This is a genomic window from Methylohalobius crimeensis 10Ki, from assembly GCF_000421465.1.
GTDB classification, from domain to species: Bacteria; Pseudomonadota; Gammaproteobacteria; order Methylococcales; family Methylothermaceae; genus Methylohalobius; species Methylohalobius crimeensis.
In genome coordinates this window covers 2,671,108-2,687,549 of the sequence record NZ_ATXB01000001.1, presented here as the reverse complement: position 1 = coordinate 2,687,549, position 16,442 = coordinate 2,671,108, and the positions used below count along the sequence as shown (strand labels likewise).

21 protein-coding genes are annotated in these 16,442 nt (G+C 57.8%); 10 read left to right on the top strand and 11 right to left on the bottom strand.

The genetic code is table 11. The annotated features are described in order from the left end of the window. Window positions 1-92: 92 nt before the first annotated feature. Both H035_RS19705 and H035_RS0113160 read right to left on the bottom strand, forming a co-directional pair. Window positions 93-947 carry a CheR family methyltransferase gene (locus tag H035_RS19705; protein WP_022949437.1) on the bottom strand — a complete coding sequence of 285 codons (855 nt, stop codon included), beginning with the start codon at window positions 945-947 and terminating at the stop codon, window positions 93-95. A gap of 7 nt (window positions 948-954) precedes the next feature. Continuing rightward, on the bottom strand, window positions 955-1,890 hold the full coding sequence (locus tag H035_RS0113160) for a chemotaxis protein CheV (protein WP_022949436.1): 936 nt from the start codon (window positions 1,888-1,890) through the stop codon (window positions 955-957). A 372-nt stretch (window positions 1,891-2,262) separates the two neighbouring features. Here H035_RS0113160 and flgA point away from each other — a divergent pair, with 372 nt between their 5' ends. The 3 genes from flgA (at window position 2,263) to H035_RS0113145 (ending at window position 3,799) form a co-directional block, all read left to right on the top strand. After that, a complete protein-coding gene (gene flgA / locus H035_RS19700) occupies window positions 2,263-2,964 on the top strand; it encodes a flagellar basal body P-ring formation chaperone FlgA (protein ID WP_084684918.1) in 702 nt (233 codons plus the stop codon). Window positions 2,965-3,030: 66 nt separating this feature from the next. Next, the gene (flgM, locus tag H035_RS19695) at window positions 3,031-3,342 is read left to right on the top strand and encodes a flagellar biosynthesis anti-sigma factor FlgM (protein WP_022949434.1); all 312 of its coding nucleotides are present in this window, start codon (window positions 3,031-3,033) and stop codon (window positions 3,340-3,342) included. Continuing rightward, window positions 3,335-3,799: a flagella synthesis protein FlgN gene (locus tag H035_RS0113145; RefSeq protein ID WP_022949433.1), complete on the top strand. Its 465-nt coding sequence runs from the start codon at window positions 3,335-3,337 to the stop codon at window positions 3,797-3,799. The genes flgM and H035_RS0113145 overlap by 8 nt, the downstream gene beginning before the upstream one ends. Here the strand turns inward: H035_RS0113145 and pqqE are convergent. The 6 genes from pqqE to H035_RS0113120 all read right to left on the bottom strand — a co-directional run bounded on the left by pqqE (window position 3,792) and on the right by H035_RS0113120 (window position 7,832). Then, window positions 3,792-4,922, bottom strand: coding sequence for a pyrroloquinoline quinone biosynthesis protein PqqE (gene pqqE / locus H035_RS0113140; RefSeq protein WP_022949432.1), 1,131 nt, complete (start codon window positions 4,920-4,922; stop codon window positions 3,792-3,794). The genes H035_RS0113145 and pqqE overlap by 8 nt on opposite strands. Continuing rightward, window positions 4,891-5,166, bottom strand: a complete 276-nt coding sequence (gene pqqD / locus H035_RS0113135) for a pyrroloquinoline quinone biosynthesis peptide chaperone PqqD (RefSeq protein WP_022949431.1) — start codon at window positions 5,164-5,166, stop codon at window positions 4,891-4,893. The genes pqqE and pqqD overlap by 32 nt, the downstream gene beginning before the upstream one ends. Continuing rightward, a complete protein-coding gene (gene pqqC, locus H035_RS0113130) occupies window positions 5,163-5,891 on the bottom strand; it encodes a pyrroloquinoline-quinone synthase PqqC (protein WP_022949430.1) in 729 nt (242 codons plus the stop codon). The genes pqqD and pqqC overlap by 4 nt, the downstream gene beginning before the upstream one ends. Then, window positions 5,888-6,802 carry a pyrroloquinoline quinone biosynthesis protein PqqB gene (pqqB, locus tag H035_RS0113125; RefSeq protein ID WP_026596610.1) on the bottom strand — a complete coding sequence of 305 codons (915 nt, stop codon included), beginning with the start codon at window positions 6,800-6,802 and terminating at the stop codon, window positions 5,888-5,890. The genes pqqC and pqqB overlap by 4 nt, the downstream gene beginning before the upstream one ends. Window positions 6,803-6,887: 85 nt before the next feature. Next, entirely contained in the window at window positions 6,888-6,962 is a 75-nt protein-coding gene (gene pqqA, locus H035_RS21440) for a pyrroloquinoline quinone precursor peptide PqqA (RefSeq protein WP_084684962.1), read from the bottom strand. Between the two features lie 126 nt (window positions 6,963-7,088). After that, a complete protein-coding gene (locus H035_RS0113120; RefSeq protein ID WP_022949428.1) occupies window positions 7,089-7,832 on the bottom strand; it encodes a HesA/MoeB/ThiF family protein in 744 nt (247 codons plus the stop codon). A gap of 141 nt (window positions 7,833-7,973) precedes the next feature. Between H035_RS0113120 and groES the strand changes: the two genes are divergently transcribed. From groES to H035_RS0113105, 3 genes are all read left to right on the top strand, one after another. Then, window positions 7,974-8,264 carry a co-chaperone GroES gene (groES, locus tag H035_RS0113115; protein WP_022949427.1) on the top strand — a complete coding sequence of 97 codons (291 nt, stop codon included), beginning with the start codon at window positions 7,974-7,976 and terminating at the stop codon, window positions 8,262-8,264. Window positions 8,265-8,316: 52 nt separating this feature from the next. Next, a complete protein-coding gene (gene groL / locus H035_RS0113110; RefSeq protein ID WP_022949426.1) occupies window positions 8,317-9,966 on the top strand; it encodes a chaperonin GroEL in 1,650 nt (549 codons plus the stop codon). Window positions 9,967-10,044: 78 nt separating this feature from the next. Beyond that, on the top strand, window positions 10,045-10,320 hold the full coding sequence (locus tag H035_RS0113105; protein ID WP_022949425.1) for an acylphosphatase: 276 nt from the start codon (window positions 10,045-10,047) through the stop codon (window positions 10,318-10,320). A gap of 29 nt (window positions 10,321-10,349) precedes the next feature. Here H035_RS0113105 and H035_RS0113100 read toward each other — a convergent pair whose 3' ends face one another. After that, window positions 10,350-10,664 (bottom strand): TRL-like family protein, encoded by a 315-nt coding sequence (locus H035_RS0113100; protein ID WP_022949424.1) that lies wholly within the window; start codon window positions 10,662-10,664, stop codon window positions 10,350-10,352. A 74-nt stretch (window positions 10,665-10,738) separates the two neighbouring features. Next, the gene (purM, locus tag H035_RS0113095) at window positions 10,739-11,773 is read right to left on the bottom strand and encodes a phosphoribosylformylglycinamidine cyclo-ligase (protein WP_022949423.1); all 1,035 of its coding nucleotides are present in this window, start codon (window positions 11,771-11,773) and stop codon (window positions 10,739-10,741) included. 93 nt (window positions 11,774-11,866) lie between these two features. On the opposite strand from purM, the gene H035_RS0113090 reads away from it, so the two are divergent. After that, window positions 11,867-12,439, top strand: coding sequence for a CDP-alcohol phosphatidyltransferase family protein (locus H035_RS0113090; protein WP_022949422.1), 573 nt, complete (start codon window positions 11,867-11,869; stop codon window positions 12,437-12,439). Between the two features lie 100 nt (window positions 12,440-12,539). On the opposite strand, the gene H035_RS0113085 is transcribed toward H035_RS0113090, so the two are convergent. Further along, window positions 12,540-13,892 (bottom strand): IS701 family transposase, encoded by a 1,353-nt coding sequence (locus H035_RS0113085; protein WP_026596441.1) that lies wholly within the window; start codon window positions 13,890-13,892, stop codon window positions 12,540-12,542. A gap of 506 nt (window positions 13,893-14,398) precedes the next feature. Between H035_RS0113085 and bufA2 the strand changes: the two genes are divergently transcribed. From bufA2 to H035_RS19685, 3 genes are read left to right on the top strand one after another with little or no spacing between them, the layout of a single operon-like run. Beyond that, complete coding sequence (gene bufA2 / locus H035_RS19690) at window positions 14,399-14,815, top strand: BufA2 family periplasmic bufferin-type metallophore (protein ID WP_152486026.1); 417 nt, start codon at window positions 14,399-14,401, stop codon at window positions 14,813-14,815. A gap of 4 nt (window positions 14,816-14,819) precedes the next feature. Continuing rightward, window positions 14,820-15,656, top strand: a complete 837-nt coding sequence (gene bufB, locus H035_RS0113075) for an MNIO family bufferin maturase (protein ID WP_022949420.1) — start codon at window positions 14,820-14,822, stop codon at window positions 15,654-15,656. Beyond that, window positions 15,653-16,423 (top strand): HvfC/BufC N-terminal domain-containing protein, encoded by a 771-nt coding sequence (locus tag H035_RS19685; RefSeq protein ID WP_022949419.1) that lies wholly within the window; start codon window positions 15,653-15,655, stop codon window positions 16,421-16,423. The genes bufB and H035_RS19685 overlap by 4 nt, the downstream gene beginning before the upstream one ends. The last annotated feature ends 19 nt before the right edge of the window (window positions 16,424-16,442 follow it).

Here is a 16,442-nt window from a genome sequence, read left to right as displayed (position 1 = left end):
AACAACCACTGTCCAGCAACACAAAACATACAAGGGAGATAATGGCATTCGCGATTTCCCTGAAACACACATGAGTTTTGAAACAAGCTCTCTTAGGACTGGGTGCGAATATAGTGACGCACACCGGCGGTGAGGGCCGGGGTGAGGTGCTTGATGCCGTAAGGGAGCGATTCGGTGCCGCTTAAAAACAAATAGCCGTCGGGATTGAGGGCTTCGGCCATGCGCTTGAGAATATCGAGTTTGTTTTGAGGGGAAAAGTAAATCAAGACGTTGCGACAGAAGATACAGTCGAACTTTCCCAAGGTGACGAAGGGTTTAAGTAAATTCAATTGTTGAAATCTGACCGGGCGGGTGACTTCCGGTTTCAGCCGCCAGCCGTTCGGGTGGGGTTGAAAATAGCGCGACTTCAAATCCGCCGGCAATCCTCGGGTTACCGTCATATCCGAGTAAACGCCACTGCGCGCGGTTTTCAAGACCTCATCGACCAGGTCGGTGCCGACGATTTCCACATTCGTGCGGGGCAACCGGCCGGCCCGCATCGCCTCTTGAACGCAGAGGCTGATGGAATAAGGTTCCTGGCCGGTGGAACAGGCGGCTGACCAAATCCTTAAGGGCCGAGTGTTGCGTCGACTCAATTCCGGCAAAATTCGATTTTGGAGGAGCTCGAATTGCTGCCCGTCGCGAAACCAGAAGGTTTCGTTGGTCGTCATGGCGTTGATTAGCCGGTCCCGGATTTGATGGGGCAAGGTGCCTTGATTCAGGCGGCGAATGAGCTCGCCGAGGGTGGCTACCCCGATTTCCGGCAAGAGGTTGCCCAGCCGGCTTTGGATCAGATAGCATTTGCTGTCCGCCAGTTCGATGCCGCTTTGTTCCGCAAGAAATTTTTGGAAGATACGGAAGTCTTCCAGGCTGAGCTTGTGGCGCTCTAAAGCCGGCGCGGTTTTCATCACGTGCTTAGGCAGCTTCCCGCTGGGCGTGGGATTGGACTTGCGCCTGCACGATTTTCGCCAATTCGTTGGGAGAGAATTTGGCTAAAAAACGATTGGCGCCGACTTTTTCCACCATGGCCTGATTAAATATGCCGCTCAAGGACGTGTGAAGGAGGATATACAGGTTTTTCATGTTGGGGTGTTGGCGAATTTTAGTGGTCAAGGTGTAACCGTCCATCTTCGGCATTTCGATATCCGAGACGACCATGGTCAAAAAGCGCGATAGATCCTTGCCTTCATCCGCCCAGCCGGAGAGAACCCGGTAAGCCTCATCTCCGTCGCGAGTCAGGATGCAATTCACGCCCAGTTGATCGAGCACCCGCTTGACTTGATTGCGGGCCACCATTGAGTCGTCGACAACCAAAATTTGCTGCCCCTGGGCCGCCAATTCCGATTCGATCATCTCGTCTGAGATGGCTTCACCGCCACCGATGGCTTCCTGCATGATTTTTTCCACGTCGATCACCTCGATCATTTCCCCTTCGAACTCGGTGATTGCGGTCAAGTAACTGTTCTTGCCCGCACCTTTGGGGGGCGGTTGGATTTCATGCCAGCCCATGTTGATGATCCGGTCCACGCTGTTGACCAGAAAACCCTGCATGGATCGATTGTATTCGGTAACGATGACATATCCGGAGCCATCCCGCGGGGATGGGTTGTATCCGATACTCATGGAAAGATCCAGTATCGGCATGGTACGGCCGCGCAGATTAGCGGCGCCGCACATGATCGGGGACATGTCCGGAATGCGGGTCAAGGGGGGGCAGGCAATCACTTCTTGGACTTTGAAAACATTGATACCGAAACGTTGTCCGCCGCCCAAGCGGAAAAGAAGCAGTTCAAGACGGTTGTGGCCGGCCAGGCGGGTGCGTTGATCGACGCCGGCGAGAATGCTGGACATGGGAACCCCTCCGCTTTGATTGTTTGTTTGGGTTATCGGCCATAAATTAGCAAGCTTTAAAAAAAATGAATTGGCATCACATTTGCAAAATGGAACTGTATCCGGAGTTGTGCCGGCGATGGGGTGTAGCGACTCTCGGCCTCCGGCTAGATGGAATGTCATCGCAATGGGCTTGCGGTGGTAGAGGAAAATCCCGGACAAACCGGGCAGGACAGCCTGTTTGGACGCACGCAGTGCGCCCGCAGGGTTCGGAGCCAGGGAAGGCGGACATCACAAACGGGCAGGACAGGCCGTTTGGACGCATGCAGTGCGCCCGCAGGGTGCGGAGCCAGGGAAGGCGGAGCATCAAAAGAAGCTTTCTGAGGCCATATTATGACAGTGCGATGGATTCTAATGGTGTGTTTATTGAGTTTAGCCGTTTCCCTCAAGGCCGAGGATCGAAACAAGCAATCATTGGAAAGTATCCGGCAGGCGGTCGCTTCCCATCTCGAGTCAATTATTCGACAGGAGCATCGAGATTTTGACATAAAAGTGAATTCGTTGGATCCGCGTCTACGTCTCACTCGTTGCGACCAACCCTTGGCTATTTCCCTCCTGCGGGACAAAACACCCGTCGGAGCCGTTTCAGTGGGGGTGGCGTGTCGAGGAAGTCATCCCTGGACGATCTATGTCAGGGCCAACGTGCGGCTATTTCAAAAAGTGGCGGTATTGGCCCGATCATTGGCGAAAGGCACCGTTTTGGATGAGGCAATGGTGATTCTGAAAAGAACGAATATTGCCGATTTGCGCGGCGGCTATTTTTCCACTACCGAATCCGCCTTGGGAAAGCGGTTGACCCGCTCGTTACCCGCGGGAGCTGTTTTGACCAGCCGGGAGCTGACATCATTAAAAATAGTACATAAAGGAGATGCGGTTATGATCCGGGCCCGCGGTGGCGGTTTGGATGTGAGGATGGGCGGGCATGCGCTTATGGACGGCGGATTGGGGGAGCGAATCCGCGTGCGAAATGACCGTTCGCAGCGGGTGGTGGAAGGCGTTGTGCGTGGCCCGAATGAAGTCCGAGTGGTTTTTTAAGCTAAACTTACGAGATGAACGGCCGACTTATTACCGTAGAGATGAGAATTAAGCGAGGATCAAAGTATGCCCATCGACCTGCGTCCGATAATCGGTAAGGCGATCGATCCGGCGACGGATAAGTCGACGGTGTCGCGTAAACACGCTCCGCAGAATACCGATAATCGCTCGAGGGAATTGGATTCGGTGGCGTTGACCGATACCGCGGCCCGGCTCAAGCAAGCGATGGCCAGCGGGGCGGTGATCAATACCGCCTTGATCGAGCGGGTAGCCGGCCAACTGGAGGCGGGTACGTATGAAATCGATGCCGAGCATATTGCTGAAAAGATGATTGAGATGGAGCGGCGCTTGTCTGTGGAGGAGCAGGGAGATGAATGAACTTCACCCGGCTTCCGTGGAGGCGTTGCAGGAGTTGGAAGCCGAAACGCGCCACTTGTATGCGGTTTTAATCCGGGAGCGAGCGGTGCTCCGGGACCGGCAGTGGGAGAAGGTTCTCGAATCGACCGCGGAAAAGACGGCCAGTCTCGCTCGGGTTGACGACTTATGGGAGCGTTTGACCGGACTGCCGGCCAGCAAGGATATTATTCCGGACTGGTTGGCGGATTTGACGTCCACCGGTCCAGCCGAAATCCAGGCGGTTTGGGCAGAGATCCGTCATCTCGCCCGGCGTTGCCGGGAGTTGAATGAATCCAACGGCGCCACCATCGCCTTGTTGCAAGAGTACAACCGCAAGTCTCTGGAGCTGGTTTTCGGACAGCGGCGGCAACGGGTCGGTTACGGAGCCGACGGACAGGTTCAGGCGGAGGTGGGCGACCGGCTGTTGGGCGCTACTTGATGAATCGACGGCGCGAATTTTTCGAGTTGCGGAAAACCAGCGGTTGTTCCGAAAGCGATTCCGCTTCGGCGATCGCCCGTTCGACCACGCTGTGGCGCGGGGACTTGCTGCACACCGGATCGGTGGCGTTCATGTCTCCGGTGAGTAGATAGGCCTGACAGCGGCAGCCGCCGTAATCCTTGGTTTTTTCGTCGCAGGAGCGGCAGGGTTCGGGCATCCAGTCGAAACCTCGGAAGCGGTTGAAAATTTGCGATTCCTCCCAGATCTCCTGGATGCTGTACTCGCGCACGTTGGGGAATTGATCCTCGTCGATGGGCAATTCCCGCGCCGCGTGACAAGGCAGGGCGGCACCGTCCGGCGCGATGGTCAAAAAGGTGGTCCCCCAGCCGTTCATGCACGCCTTGGGTCGGTCTTCGTAGAAATCCGGAATTACGTAGTAGATCTTCATTCGGCCCTTGAGCCTTTCCCGGTAGCGGCGGGCGACGGCCTCGGCGCGCTCGAATTGAGCCCGGGAAGGCATCAATTGGGGGCGGTTCAAGTGGGCCCAGCCGTAATACTGGGTATTGGCCAACTCCAGGTAATCGGCGCCCAATTCCACGGCCATGTTCAAGATGTCTTCCATTTGATCGATGTTGTGGCGATGAATCACCACGCATAGCACCATGGGGTAGCCGTGCTTCTTGACCAGATGGGCGACCTCTTTCTTGTGCTCGTAGCTTTCGGTGCCGGCGATGAAATCGCTCAAATCCTTTTCCGAGGCCTGGATGCTGACTTGAATGTGATCGAGGCCGGCTTCCTTGAGCTGAACGATCTTGGCTTCGGTCAAGCCGTAGCCGGAAGTGATCAGGTTGGAGTAATAGCCCAGCCCCCGGGCGTGGGCCACGAGCTCGGGCAGGTCTGGTCGGGTGAGCGGCTCGCCGCCGGAAAATCCCAATTGAACCGCGCCCATCCGGCGGGCTTGCGTGAGCACCCGGAGCCAATCCGCCGTGTCCAGTTCATTGTTATAACGGGCGAAATCGACCGGATTGGAACAATAAGGGCATTGCAGGGGGCAGGCGTAGGTGAGTTCCGCCAGCAGCCAGCGGGGCGGACTAATGGGGGGTTTGGATCCAACCGTTTTCAAGGGCAATCTCCAGAAATTCGCGAATGTCGTCCATTAGACCATCGGTCTGGTAGGTTTGCTCCAATTCGGCGACGATGGTGTTCAAGGTGTGTTCGCCGTCGCACAGTTTCAGGATTTCCGCCGATGTCGCGTTGAGTTCCACCAGCCCTTCCGGATAGAGGATCACGTATCGTTGCTGGGCTTCTTCCCACTGCAGGCGATGCAGCGGGGAGAAGCGCAAGCGGCTATCGGGATGGAGGGTCATTGGATATTGAAGTAGGGCGGTTTACGGTCGATGTAGGCCAAATGCATGGCGTCGAGCATGGTCCAGAGGACGTCGAGTTTGAATTGGAGAATCTCCAGGGCGCGTTCTTGCAGATTTCGGGTTTGCCCGAAATAGTCCAAGGTGAACGCCAAGCCGTGCTCCACGTCGCGGCGTGCCTGGCTGACCCGTTTTTGGAAATAGGTCAATCCTTCCGGCTTGATCCAGGGATATAATTCCGGCCAACCCGCCAGGCGCTGCTTGTGAATGGTGGGCGCGAACAGTTCGGTCAGCGACGAGCAGACCGCTTCTTGCCAAGGTGCGGTGCGGGCGAAGTTGAAATAAGCCTCCACCGCGAACCGGACGCCGGGCAGGACATGCTCGAGGGAGGTGATCGCTTCCCGGCTGAGGCCGCAGGCCACGCCCAGTTGAATCCAGGCCTCGATGCCGCCGGGATCGTCGCCGTATCCCTCGTGATCGAGAATCCGCTGCATCCATTCGCGGCGGATTTCCCGCTCCGGGCAGTTGGCGAGAATGGCGGCGTCTTTGCGGGGGATCATCACTTGATAGTAGAACCGGTTCAGTACCCAGCCGCGAATCTGTGCTTGATCCAACTTTCCTTCGGCCATGAGGACGTGATAAGGATGCTGGATATGGTAATACTTGCCCTTTTCCCGCAAGCGGGCTTCGAATTCCTCCCGCGGCCAAGGTTGCTGCGAATTACTCATAGCTCAATCTCCATGCTGTCATAGGCCACTTCGATGCCCGCATCAATGAGTCGCCGGCGCTGCGGGGAATCTTCGTCCAGAATCGGATTGGTATTGTTGATATGGATCAAAATTTTGCGGGTTTTTTCCGGAACCCGGTCGAGTACCTCGATCATTCCGCCGGTGTCCGACTGCGGCAGGTGACCGATCTCGCGCGCTTTTTTGGGGCTTCCCACCTGGGCCATCTCATCGTCGGTCCAGAACGTCCCGTCCACCAGCAGGCAATCGACCTGCTGCATGGCCTCGAACACATGGGGTTCGATTTCTCCCAGGCCGGGGGCGTAGTAGAGCTTCCGGCCGGTGGAGATTTCCTCCACCACGACGCCGATATTGTCGCCCGGATAGGGGTCATTGCGATGGGGGGAATAGGGTGGCGCCTTGCTTTTGAGCGCATGGCCGGAAAACTGGAGATCCGGGAAGCCCGGAATCCGGAAAGCCCTTCCGTCCAAGGGGACGGGATGGCGATTGACGCCGCAGTAGTGCTCGAGCATGGTGAGGACCGGAAAACCGGAAGTCAGATCCTCGTAAACCGGATCGGCGCAATACAGCTCCAGCGGTCGGTTGCTTTCCCGCAAAATGAGCAGGCCGGTGGTATGGTCGATTTGGGCGTCGATCAGGACAACGGCGCCGATGCCGGTATCGCGCACCCCCTCCTTGGGTTGAAGCGGGGGGTTGGCTTCCAATTGAAAACGGATGTCCGGCGAGGCGTTGAACAACACCCATTTCGTGCCGTCGCTGCTGACGGCAATGGAGGATTGGGTACGGGGTTGGGCGTTGATTTCTCCGCGGCGGAGGCGCCGGCAGTTGCCGCAATTACAGTTCCATTGGGGGAATCCGCCGCCGGCGCCGGATCCCAAAACTCGAATCAACATAAGCGATGCGTTGCTGTCTTTCAGGCCCGGAAACAACAAGGGGTTTCCCGAAGAAACCCCCTGCGTTCATTCTAAAGCGAATGGCTTAACGGTTGTAGATGTACATGGTGACTTCAAAACCGAAGCGCAAATCGTTGTAAGTGGGTTTTTCCCATTTCATATTGCGTACCTCCTGACACGATTCTCGTTTACCGAGATTGGCAGTATACACCGCCTGTAAGGGAAGGCAAATAGGAAGATGTCCTGGTAGGGGGCGACCGGCGTAGGGGCGACCGGCCGGTCGCCCCTACTGGCCGCAGGTGGGGCAGTCCGGATGGCGGGCGAGGGTGAGGCAGTTCCATTCCATGGTCAGCCCGTCCAGCAGCAGCAGGCGACCGGTGAGGGAGCGCCCGATCTCCAGGAGGACCTTGATCGCTTCCAGGGCTTGAATGCTGCCGACGATGCCGGTCAAAGGAGCGATCACCCCGGCTTCGGTGCAGCGCTCGGCCAATTCGCCCCGATCCGGATAGAGGCAGTTATAACAGGGGCTATCGGCGCGGCGCGGGTCGAAAATCGCCACCTGTCCTTCGAAGCGGATCGCGGCGCCGGAAATCAGCGGCGTGCGGGCGGTCACGCAGGCCCGATTGACCTCGAAACGGGTGGCGAAGTTGTCGCTGCAATCCAAAACCAGATCGGCTTGGTCCACTTGCGCTTGGAGTTTTTCTCCTTGCAGCCGCTCGCAAATCGCGTCTACCCGGGTATGGGGGTTGAGGGCGAGCAGGGTTTCGCGGGCCGAGGTCGCTTTCGGCTTGCCGATGTCGCCGGTGTGATGGGCGATCTGACGCTGCAGATTGGAGAGTTCGACTTGGTCGTGATCGGCAATGGTCAGGTGGCCGACGCCGGCGGCGGCCAAATACATCGCGGCGGGACATCCCAGGCCGCCCGCCCCGACGATGAGCGCCCGGGCTTGAATTAATCTTTCCTGCCCCCATATGTCGATCTGAGGAAGAAGGATTTGGCGGCTGTAGCGTAAAAGCAGTTCGTCGTTCATGCGTCTTTAGAAAACCACGGATTTTCAACAAAAATGGCTTGACAGCAGTAAAAATGCCACTATTATTAGCACTCGAGTTCTTTGAGTGCTAACAGAGCAGTCGTATTAACGAGCTTTAACCCAACGTTAAGGAGAAAGCCCATGAAACTACGTCCCTTGCACGATCGTGTCATCGTCAAGCGTCTGGAAGAAGAAAAAACTTCGCCCGGCGGTATTGTAATTCCCGACACCGCGAAGGAGAAACCGATCGAGGGTGAAGTGCTGGCCGTGGGGAACGGCAAAATACTGGAAAACGGTGATGTGCGCTCCCTGGATGTAAAGGTGGGGGACAAAGTGTTGTTCGGCAAGTATGCCGGCACGGAAGTGACCGTCGACGACGAGGAGCTTCTGGTCATGCGCGAAGACGACATCATGGCCGTTCTCGAAGGCTGAAACGTCGAGTCAGGCATTCTTGAAAATTTGCTAAAGAACGAGGGATATAGAAATGGCAGCGAAAGAAATCAAATTCGGTGATGACGCTCGTCACAAGATGGTCCATGGAGTCAATCTGCTGGCCAAGGCGGTTAAAGTGACTTTGGGCCCCAAAGGCCGCAACGTGGTTCTGGAAAAAAGCTTCGGCGCACCTACCGTCACCAAGGACGGCGTGTCCGTGGCCAAGGAAATCGAACTGAGCGACAAGTTCGAAAACATGGGCGCCCAGATGGTCAAGGAAGTCGCGTCCCAGACTTCCGATACCGCCGGCGACGGCACCACCACCGCGACCGTTCTCGCCCAGGCCATTCTCAACGAAGGCTTGAAAGGAGTTGCCGCCGGCATGAACCCGATGGATCTGAAGCGCGGCATCGACAAAGCCGTGCAGGCAGCGGTGGATGAACTGCAAACCCTGTCCGTGCCCTGCACCGACAGCAAATCCATCGCCCAGGTGGGCACCATTTCCGCCAATAGCGACGAAGAAATCGGCAAGATCATCGCCGATGCGATGGAAAAAGTGGGCAAGGAAGGCGTGATCACGGTCGAGGAAGGTTCCGGTCTGCGCAATGAGTTGGATGTCGTGGAAGGGATGCAGTTCGATCGCGGCTATCTGTCGGCTTACTTCACCACCAATCAGGAAAACATGAGTGCGGAAATGGAAAATCCGCTCATCCTCATCCACGACAAAAAGATTTCCAACATCCGTGAACTGTTGCCCGTGTTGGAGCAAGCGGCGAAAGCCAGCCGTCCGTTGCTGATCATCGCCGAGGACGTGGAAGGCGAAGCTTTGGCCACCCTGGTGGTGAACAACATGCGCGGCATCCTCAAGGCTTGTGCGGTGAAGGCGCCCGGCTTCGGCGACCGCCGCAAGGCGATGCTGGAAGATATCGCCGTTCTCACCGGCGGTACCGTCATCTCCGAAGAACTGGGCATGAGCTTGGAAAAAGCCACCTTGGATCAATTGGGATCCGCCAAGAAAGTGGCGGTGACCAAGGAAGATACCACCATTATCGACGGGGCCGGCGGCAAGGAAGACATCGAAGCCCGGATCAAGCAAATCCGCGGTCAGGTGGAAGACGCCACTTCCGACTACGATCGTGAAAAGCTGCAGGAACGCTTGGCCAAGCTGGCCGGCGGCGTGGCGGTGATCAAGGTCGGCGCGGCCACCGAAGTGGAAATGAAGGAAAAGAAGGCGCGCGTCGAAGACGCCCTGCATGCCACCCGTGCGGCGGTGGAAGAAGGCATCGTTTCCGGCGGCGGCGTGGCCCTGGTCCGGGTGCAGCAGAAGATCAAGGGACTGAAGGGCGACAACCACGATCAGGACGTAGGCATCAACATTGCCTTGACAGCAATGGAGGCGCCGCTGCGCCAGATCGTCGAAAACGCCGGCGAAGAAGGCTCGGTCGTTTATCACAAAGTCGCGGAAGGGGACGGTAACTTCGGTTACAATGCCTCGACCGGTGAGTACGGAGACATGATCGAGCTGGGGATTATCGACCCTGCCAAGGTGACTCGGACCGCGTTGCAGAACGCTTCTTCCGTGGCGGGCTTGATGATCACCACCGAAGCCATGGTGGCGGAAGAGCCCAAGGATGAATCCGCTGGTCCGGCCATGCCGGGCGGAGACATGGGCGGCATGGGCGGCATGGGCGGCATGATGTAATCATCGCTCCCAATCCGCTAAGTACGCAAAGGCCCCGCTCGATCGAGCGGGGCCTTTTTGCTTTCGAGGAGACGAAAAATGCGCAAACGTTTGGAAATTCGCATATCGGGCCGAGTCCAAGGCGTGTTCTATCGTGCCGCCACGGTGGAGGTTGCCGAACGGCTGGGCGTGACCGGTTGGGTCCGAAACCTGCCCGACGGCCGGGTGGAGGTCATGGCCGAAGGAGAAGAGGCGGCTTTGCAGCCATTACTCGACTGGTGCCGGCAGGGGCCGCCGGCGGCTAAGGTTACCGATGTGAAATCGACCGAAGCGCCGGCGACCGGGGAATTTAAGGATTTTTCAATGCGGCGGTAAGCAGGGCTGTTGGTCTGACAACGAGAGGCTTATTCGCCGTAGACCATCACCTTGTACTTGCCGTAAATCCCCAAGATATTGTGGGCATCCCAATCCACGTGATGGACTTTAGTGATATCGCCGTTGAGTTTAGCCGCCTCGATACTGCAGTCGCCCGTGGCGACCAAGCTCAGGATGCTGGTGCATTCTGCAACCCCGGTTTTGTGTGGCCGATCGCCGAGGGAAGTGGCGTGAATCGGCAGTTTGGTGTCGGTGAAAGCGACGCCCGTGGGGTAGGGGGTGGCACAGCCGCCCAGCAACCCCAGGCCGGCGATCGTTGCGATTCCAATAATTTTTCCGAACATGGCGCTAATCCTCCTCGGGATGGTGAAAGTCGATTGCAGTATGATCCATCCTTCAGGGCGGCGCAAGTTTGCCGTTAAGATGATCGGCTAGGAATATATCGGACCCGTGCTTCGCCGGCCAGTCGTTCCACCTTGCCCAGGGTAGCGGCCTCCATCGGCGCGAGCTGATCGAGCGCCTTCTTCTCCTGATGGGAGGGCACGCATACGATCATTCCGATACCGCAGTTGAAAGTGCGCAGCATTTCTTCTTGGGTGATGTTTCCCTGTTGCTGTAGCCAGGAGAAAATTGGCGGTAACGTCCACGCATCCAGGTCGATCGCAGCGGCCAGGCCCTCCGGCAATGCCCGCGGCAGGTTTTCGCTGATGCCGCCGCCGGTGATATGGGCCAAGGCGTGAACCTCGCATTCCGTCATGAGTTCCAGAAGGGGCTTGACGTAGATGCGGGTGGGTTCCATCAACCAGTCGGCGAGCGGTCTGCCGGCCAAGGATTGGGTCAGGTCGGTTTGCTTGGCTTCCAGAATTTTTCGAATCAGGGAAAAACCGTTGGCGTGCGGGCCCGATGAAGCCAGGCCGATCAAGACGTCCCCGGGGCGGACTCGGCTGCCGTCGATCAAACGGTCTTTTTCCACAATCCCCACGCTGAAACCGGCCAAATCGTATTCACTCCCGGCATAAAAACCGGGCATCTCCGCCGTCTCGCCGCCGATCAAGGCGCAGCCGGCTTGTTCGCAGCCCGCGGCGATGCCTTCGATGACCTTTGCGGCGATAGCCACCTCCAGGTGACCGGTGGCGAAATAGTCCAGAAAAAACAAAGGCTCCGCCCCTTGCACCACGATATCGTTGACGCACATGGCGACCAGATCGATGCCGATGGCGTCGTGGCGGTTCAATTGCATGGCCAATTTGAGTTTGGTGCCCACCCCGTCGGTGCCGGCCACCAATACCGGTTGCCGGTAGCGCTCCCAGGGTAGCTCGAACAGCGCGCCGAATCCGCCCAGGCCGGTCAGCACTTCAGAGCGGAAGGTTTTCTTGACCACCGGTTTGATTTTTTCCACCAGGGCGTTGCCGGCGTCGATATCTACGCCGGCACTTTTGTAATTGAGTGACATAGGTTTATCCGTTGGAAATCGCTTGATTCAATTTGCATGGTAGATCCAAGCTGATATTGTACGAGATCCGATAAAGAGGTGAATGAATTTACGATGAACTGGCTTTCCGTAAGGCAGATCCCCAACCTGATTACGGTGATGCGAATTTTTTTGGTGGGGCCGACGGTATGGTTGATTTTGGAACGCCGGTTCGACTGGGCCTTGGGGCTGTTCTTTGTGGCCGGGGTTTCGGATGCGTTGGACGGTTATCTGGCCAAGCACTTCGGCTGGTTCAGCCGCTTGGGTTCCTTGTTGGATCCGATCGCGGACAAGCTGCTGATCGTCGCCTGTTATGTGGCCGGAGCTTGGATCGGATTGCTGCCCGGCTGGTTGGCCGAGCTCGTGGTGGCGCGCGATTTGGTCATTCTGCTGGGCGGTGTGGTGTATTATTTGTTTCTGCATCCCTTTGAAGGGCAGCCAAGCTGGATAAGTAAATTCAACACCTTGTGTCAAATTGTCTTGTTGTTGGTATTATTTTGGCAACACGGTTTCCGTCCCCTTCCCACGGGGTGGTCGACCGGATTGATCTATTTGGTCAGCGTCACGACCGTGGTCAGCGGTATCCAGTATGTTCATTTATGGGGGAGTTATTTTTCGTCCGAAGTGGGAAAACGCCGGCATTCGTAGGCATCTTGGGATACCGGGCGGTTAAGCGCTGGTTTACAAATCCGAATGGCCGATACCCCCACTGCAATTTGTAAACAAGCTCTAAGCTCGACTTTCCCCATTATGCGGCATAGCACATTATCTCGATACAGCGGGTCAGTAATGGGTTGGGATTTTTTTCCACGTCGGTGGCTGGCGGCGACCTGGAAAAAAGGTGTGCACTCCACAGGTGACGGCGTACCAAGGCCAACGCATCGATAAAGGTCGGGTGAGTTTTGCGATACCAGGCAGCGGTACGCACCGGCATCGCCTGGTTGGCGACCAGCCGATCGGCCATGAGGGTGACCAGGGAGAACAAGCCGAGCAGGATGGGCGTGGTCCGGGCGATCGCCCGCCTTGACCATTGGCGCTGCGTTTCCAGTCCCAAGTGGGCACGGGTTTCTTCGAAGGTGACCTCGACCTGCCAACGGCGGATAAACCACTGGACGATCTCTGTCGGCGCGGCCTTCGGATCCGTGCACAACAGCGCTTGGGCCTGGAAGCGCTGGAGCGGATCGCGGATCAGCACCCAACGGAGCGGTACGGGCGGTTTGCCCGCGTGGTACCACACCGCCGTGCCCGAGGCGATTTCCACCGGGCGGTCGGATTCGCCATACCACCGCGCAACGGTCAAGCGTTGCCAACGGGTCGCCGGGTCGGCGGCCACTTGCGCCAGCGTGGAGAGCCGTTTCCCCTTTTTGCGCGGTCGTCCAGAGCGGCCCGGTCGCGGCGGCGGGGCCGGTTCGTACAACGCCGCATCCAACCGCAGCCGGGTCACGACACTGAACCGGTCCCCAGTGACGGCCGCCAAAAGATCCAAGGCCGCAAAGCTCTGATCGGCGACCACCACGATCGAGCGGGTGGGCAACCAGCGCCGGACCATCCGCAAGAGCTGCCGGGCCCGCTCGGTCAAGGATCGATGCGCACGCCGATAGCGCCGATAGTAGCGCTCCGAGGGGCATAGCGAGGTCAGAAAAGGAAGCGCCCAAACCCGATGGGCCCAAGGGATCGGCACCAACAGCATCAGGCTCAACCAGCGCAGGCCGCTGGCTTTCACAAAATGCCCCCGGCTGGAGCGGACCGGGTCCCGGTAGATCCCCCGAGCACCAATCTTGCGCCCCCACCGTCGCTCAATCGTGTCATCCAATCCCATCACCAAGGGTCCCTGCCAGGCAAACGCCTGGATTAACAGCCCCAACAACAGGCGACTGCTGGCCAGCCCAGACCACCGCGCCCGGCTGAGCACCCGATGGTAGTTCTTGAACCGTCGCTCCTCGCCGAGCCCCATCACCCGAAGCACTGCCGCCACCGTGCGTCGACCAGGCGTGAGGATCGCACCTATCAGTAACACTTGCGCCCGTTGCCATACCCTTTTGCTGAACAGCGGTGCAAACACCTTTATAATCGACAAGACGTCGGGAGGTAATCCGCCCATCTGAAGAACCTCTTTTTGGTCGAAGATGATTCTTCATAGGTGGTTATCTCCCGGCCCTTATACAACCCCTCAAATGGGGAAAGTCGAGCTAAGAAGCTGTTTACAAAGCTTATCTCAAAGCGGGGTAGGGTCCGGCGGCTTGACCTCCGGGACGCCGTGAACCCATCCCTGGGGGCTCGAATCGCGACCGTCCAGGTCCCGAACGCCCTCCGGTCAAGCCGCCGGACCCTGCTTCAGATCAGCTCGGGTCAACTTTGTAAACAGCCTCTAAGCTCTGTTGATATTTGGAGACGGCCTCTGGGTTTCGTCCGGAAGAGTTTTTTATGCTCGTTTGGGAAGGAGCTGGTATGATTTTTTTCAGGCAAGGGGTTCGAAAATAGGAGCGGTTTTCCAGGTCATGGCCGATCCGGTGGGCGCTGCTCTTGATCTTAAACTGAAAAAGTCGTGGGTGCCCGAGAGCGGGAGAACCCCGGCGTAGGCGAGTCATTCTTGGGAGATAAATGCATATGAGGACAAATTCATCCAGTAGGGGAATTGTGTTGGCGACCGCGGCGGCCGCTATTTTCAGCGCCGGTTGTACCCGCAGCGAATCCGAGGAGCCGGCGGTCGAGTCGATGGAGCAATCGGTTCAACCGCTCAAGGAAGGCGTAGAGCAGGATGCGGCTACGATGGGGCAGGAAGCCCGGGAAAAGATGGAGGCAATGAAACGGAAAATGGAAGGGATGGGTTCCGATGCAATGGACGGCGCCACCGAAGTGAAAGTGGCGTGTTTCGGGATCAACGCTTGCAAGGGGCAATCCGATTGCGCAACGCCCAATAACGCCTGCATGGGGATGAACAGCTGCAAGGGACAGGGTTTCAAGTACGTCAGTCTGAAGGAATGCGAGGCTCAGGGCGGCAAAGTGATTACCCCCAGCATGTAGCTTGATGCCCCGGACCGAGTGCCCGTTTCTGGGATTCGGGTTGGGACTGCGCAAGGAGCATTATGCCGCCATTGTGGCGGATAAGCCGCCTGTGGACTGGTTCGAAATCCTGACCGAAAACTACCTGGTCGAAGGAGGCAAGCCGCTTTATTACCTGGATAAAATCCGTGCCGATTATCCTCTGTCCATGCACGGCGTCTCCTTGTCCATCGGCGGTACCGACCCGCTGGATTTTCATTATCTGGACCGGCTCAAGTCCCTGATCGAACGGGTCGAGCCGATGTGGGTTTCCGATCATTTGTGTTGGACCGGAGTCGACGGCGTCAATTTGCACGATCTTTTGCCCTTGCCCTACACCGAGGAAGCGCTCCGCCACGTCGTGAAGCGGGTGAGTCAAGTTCAGGAATTTTTGGGCCGCCGCCTCCTTTTGGAAAACGTTTCCAGTTACCTGACCTATGCCCATTCGCAAATGAGCGAATGGGCATTTCTGCGCGAGGTGGCCGAACGGGCCGATTGCCTGATCTTGCTGGATATCAACAATATCTACGTCAGCGCCCGCAATCACGACTTCGATCCGTTGACCTACCTTCGCGGCATTCCGCCGGAAAGAGTGGGGCAGTTTCATCTGGCCGGCCATACCGACCTGGGACACTGCGTCCTCGACACCCACGACCATCCGGTGTGCGCCGAGGTGTGGGATTTGTTCCGGGAAGCGGTGCGAAGATTCGGGCCGGTTTCGGTGACGATCGAACGGGACGATCGAATCCCACCCTTGGCGGAGTTGCTGGACGAGCTGGACGGGGCTCGTCAAATCGCTCGCGCTTATTGGGAGGCGGCATGACCACTTCCGACCTGGCCACTGTGCAGCGCCGTCTCCAGAATGCCGTGATGAGTCGGGAGGATAAGCCGCCTTTTCTGACCGGAGCCGGTGCGGACGAGAGGCTCGCCGTTTACCGCAACGCTTACCGTGTGCGCCTGACCGAGGCCTTGGCCGTCGATTATCCCATGCTGGCCCGCTGGTTGGGGGAGGCGCGGTTTGCGCAACTGGCCGAGGACTATATAGCGAACTATCCCTCCGATGTGCGCTCCATTCGCTGGGTCGGTCGCCATTTGGCGAAATTTTTGCGAGTCGCCGAGCCTTGGCGGGAACGCCCCGAACTTGCTGAGATGGCCGCCTTCGAATGGGCGCTGGGGCTGGCGTTCGATTGTGCCGACGCAGATCCTTTGGCCCCCGAAGCACTGGTCCGAATACCTCCGGAGCAATGGCCGCGGTTGCGTTTTCAGCTGCACCCCAGCGTTCAATCGTTGCAATTGGCATATCCCGTGCCTTCCATTTGGAAAGCCTTGCAGGCGGAGAGCGAACCCCCTCCCTATCGACCGAATAAGGTGAGTTGGTTGATTTGGCGGCGGGGGTTGCGGCAATTTTTCCGTTCCTTGGCCGAACCCGAAGCGCACGCTCTCCGAGCGATACAGACCGGCCGTTCCTTGGCCGAAATCTGCGAGGAATTGGCCCGCTGGGATTGCAGCCCCGATGCCGCTCAAGCGGCGGCGAGACTGCTTCGGCAATGGTTGGCGGAGGGGGTCATCGTCGCCCTGAAGGTGACATAACCCTGGACCTGATTGCCGG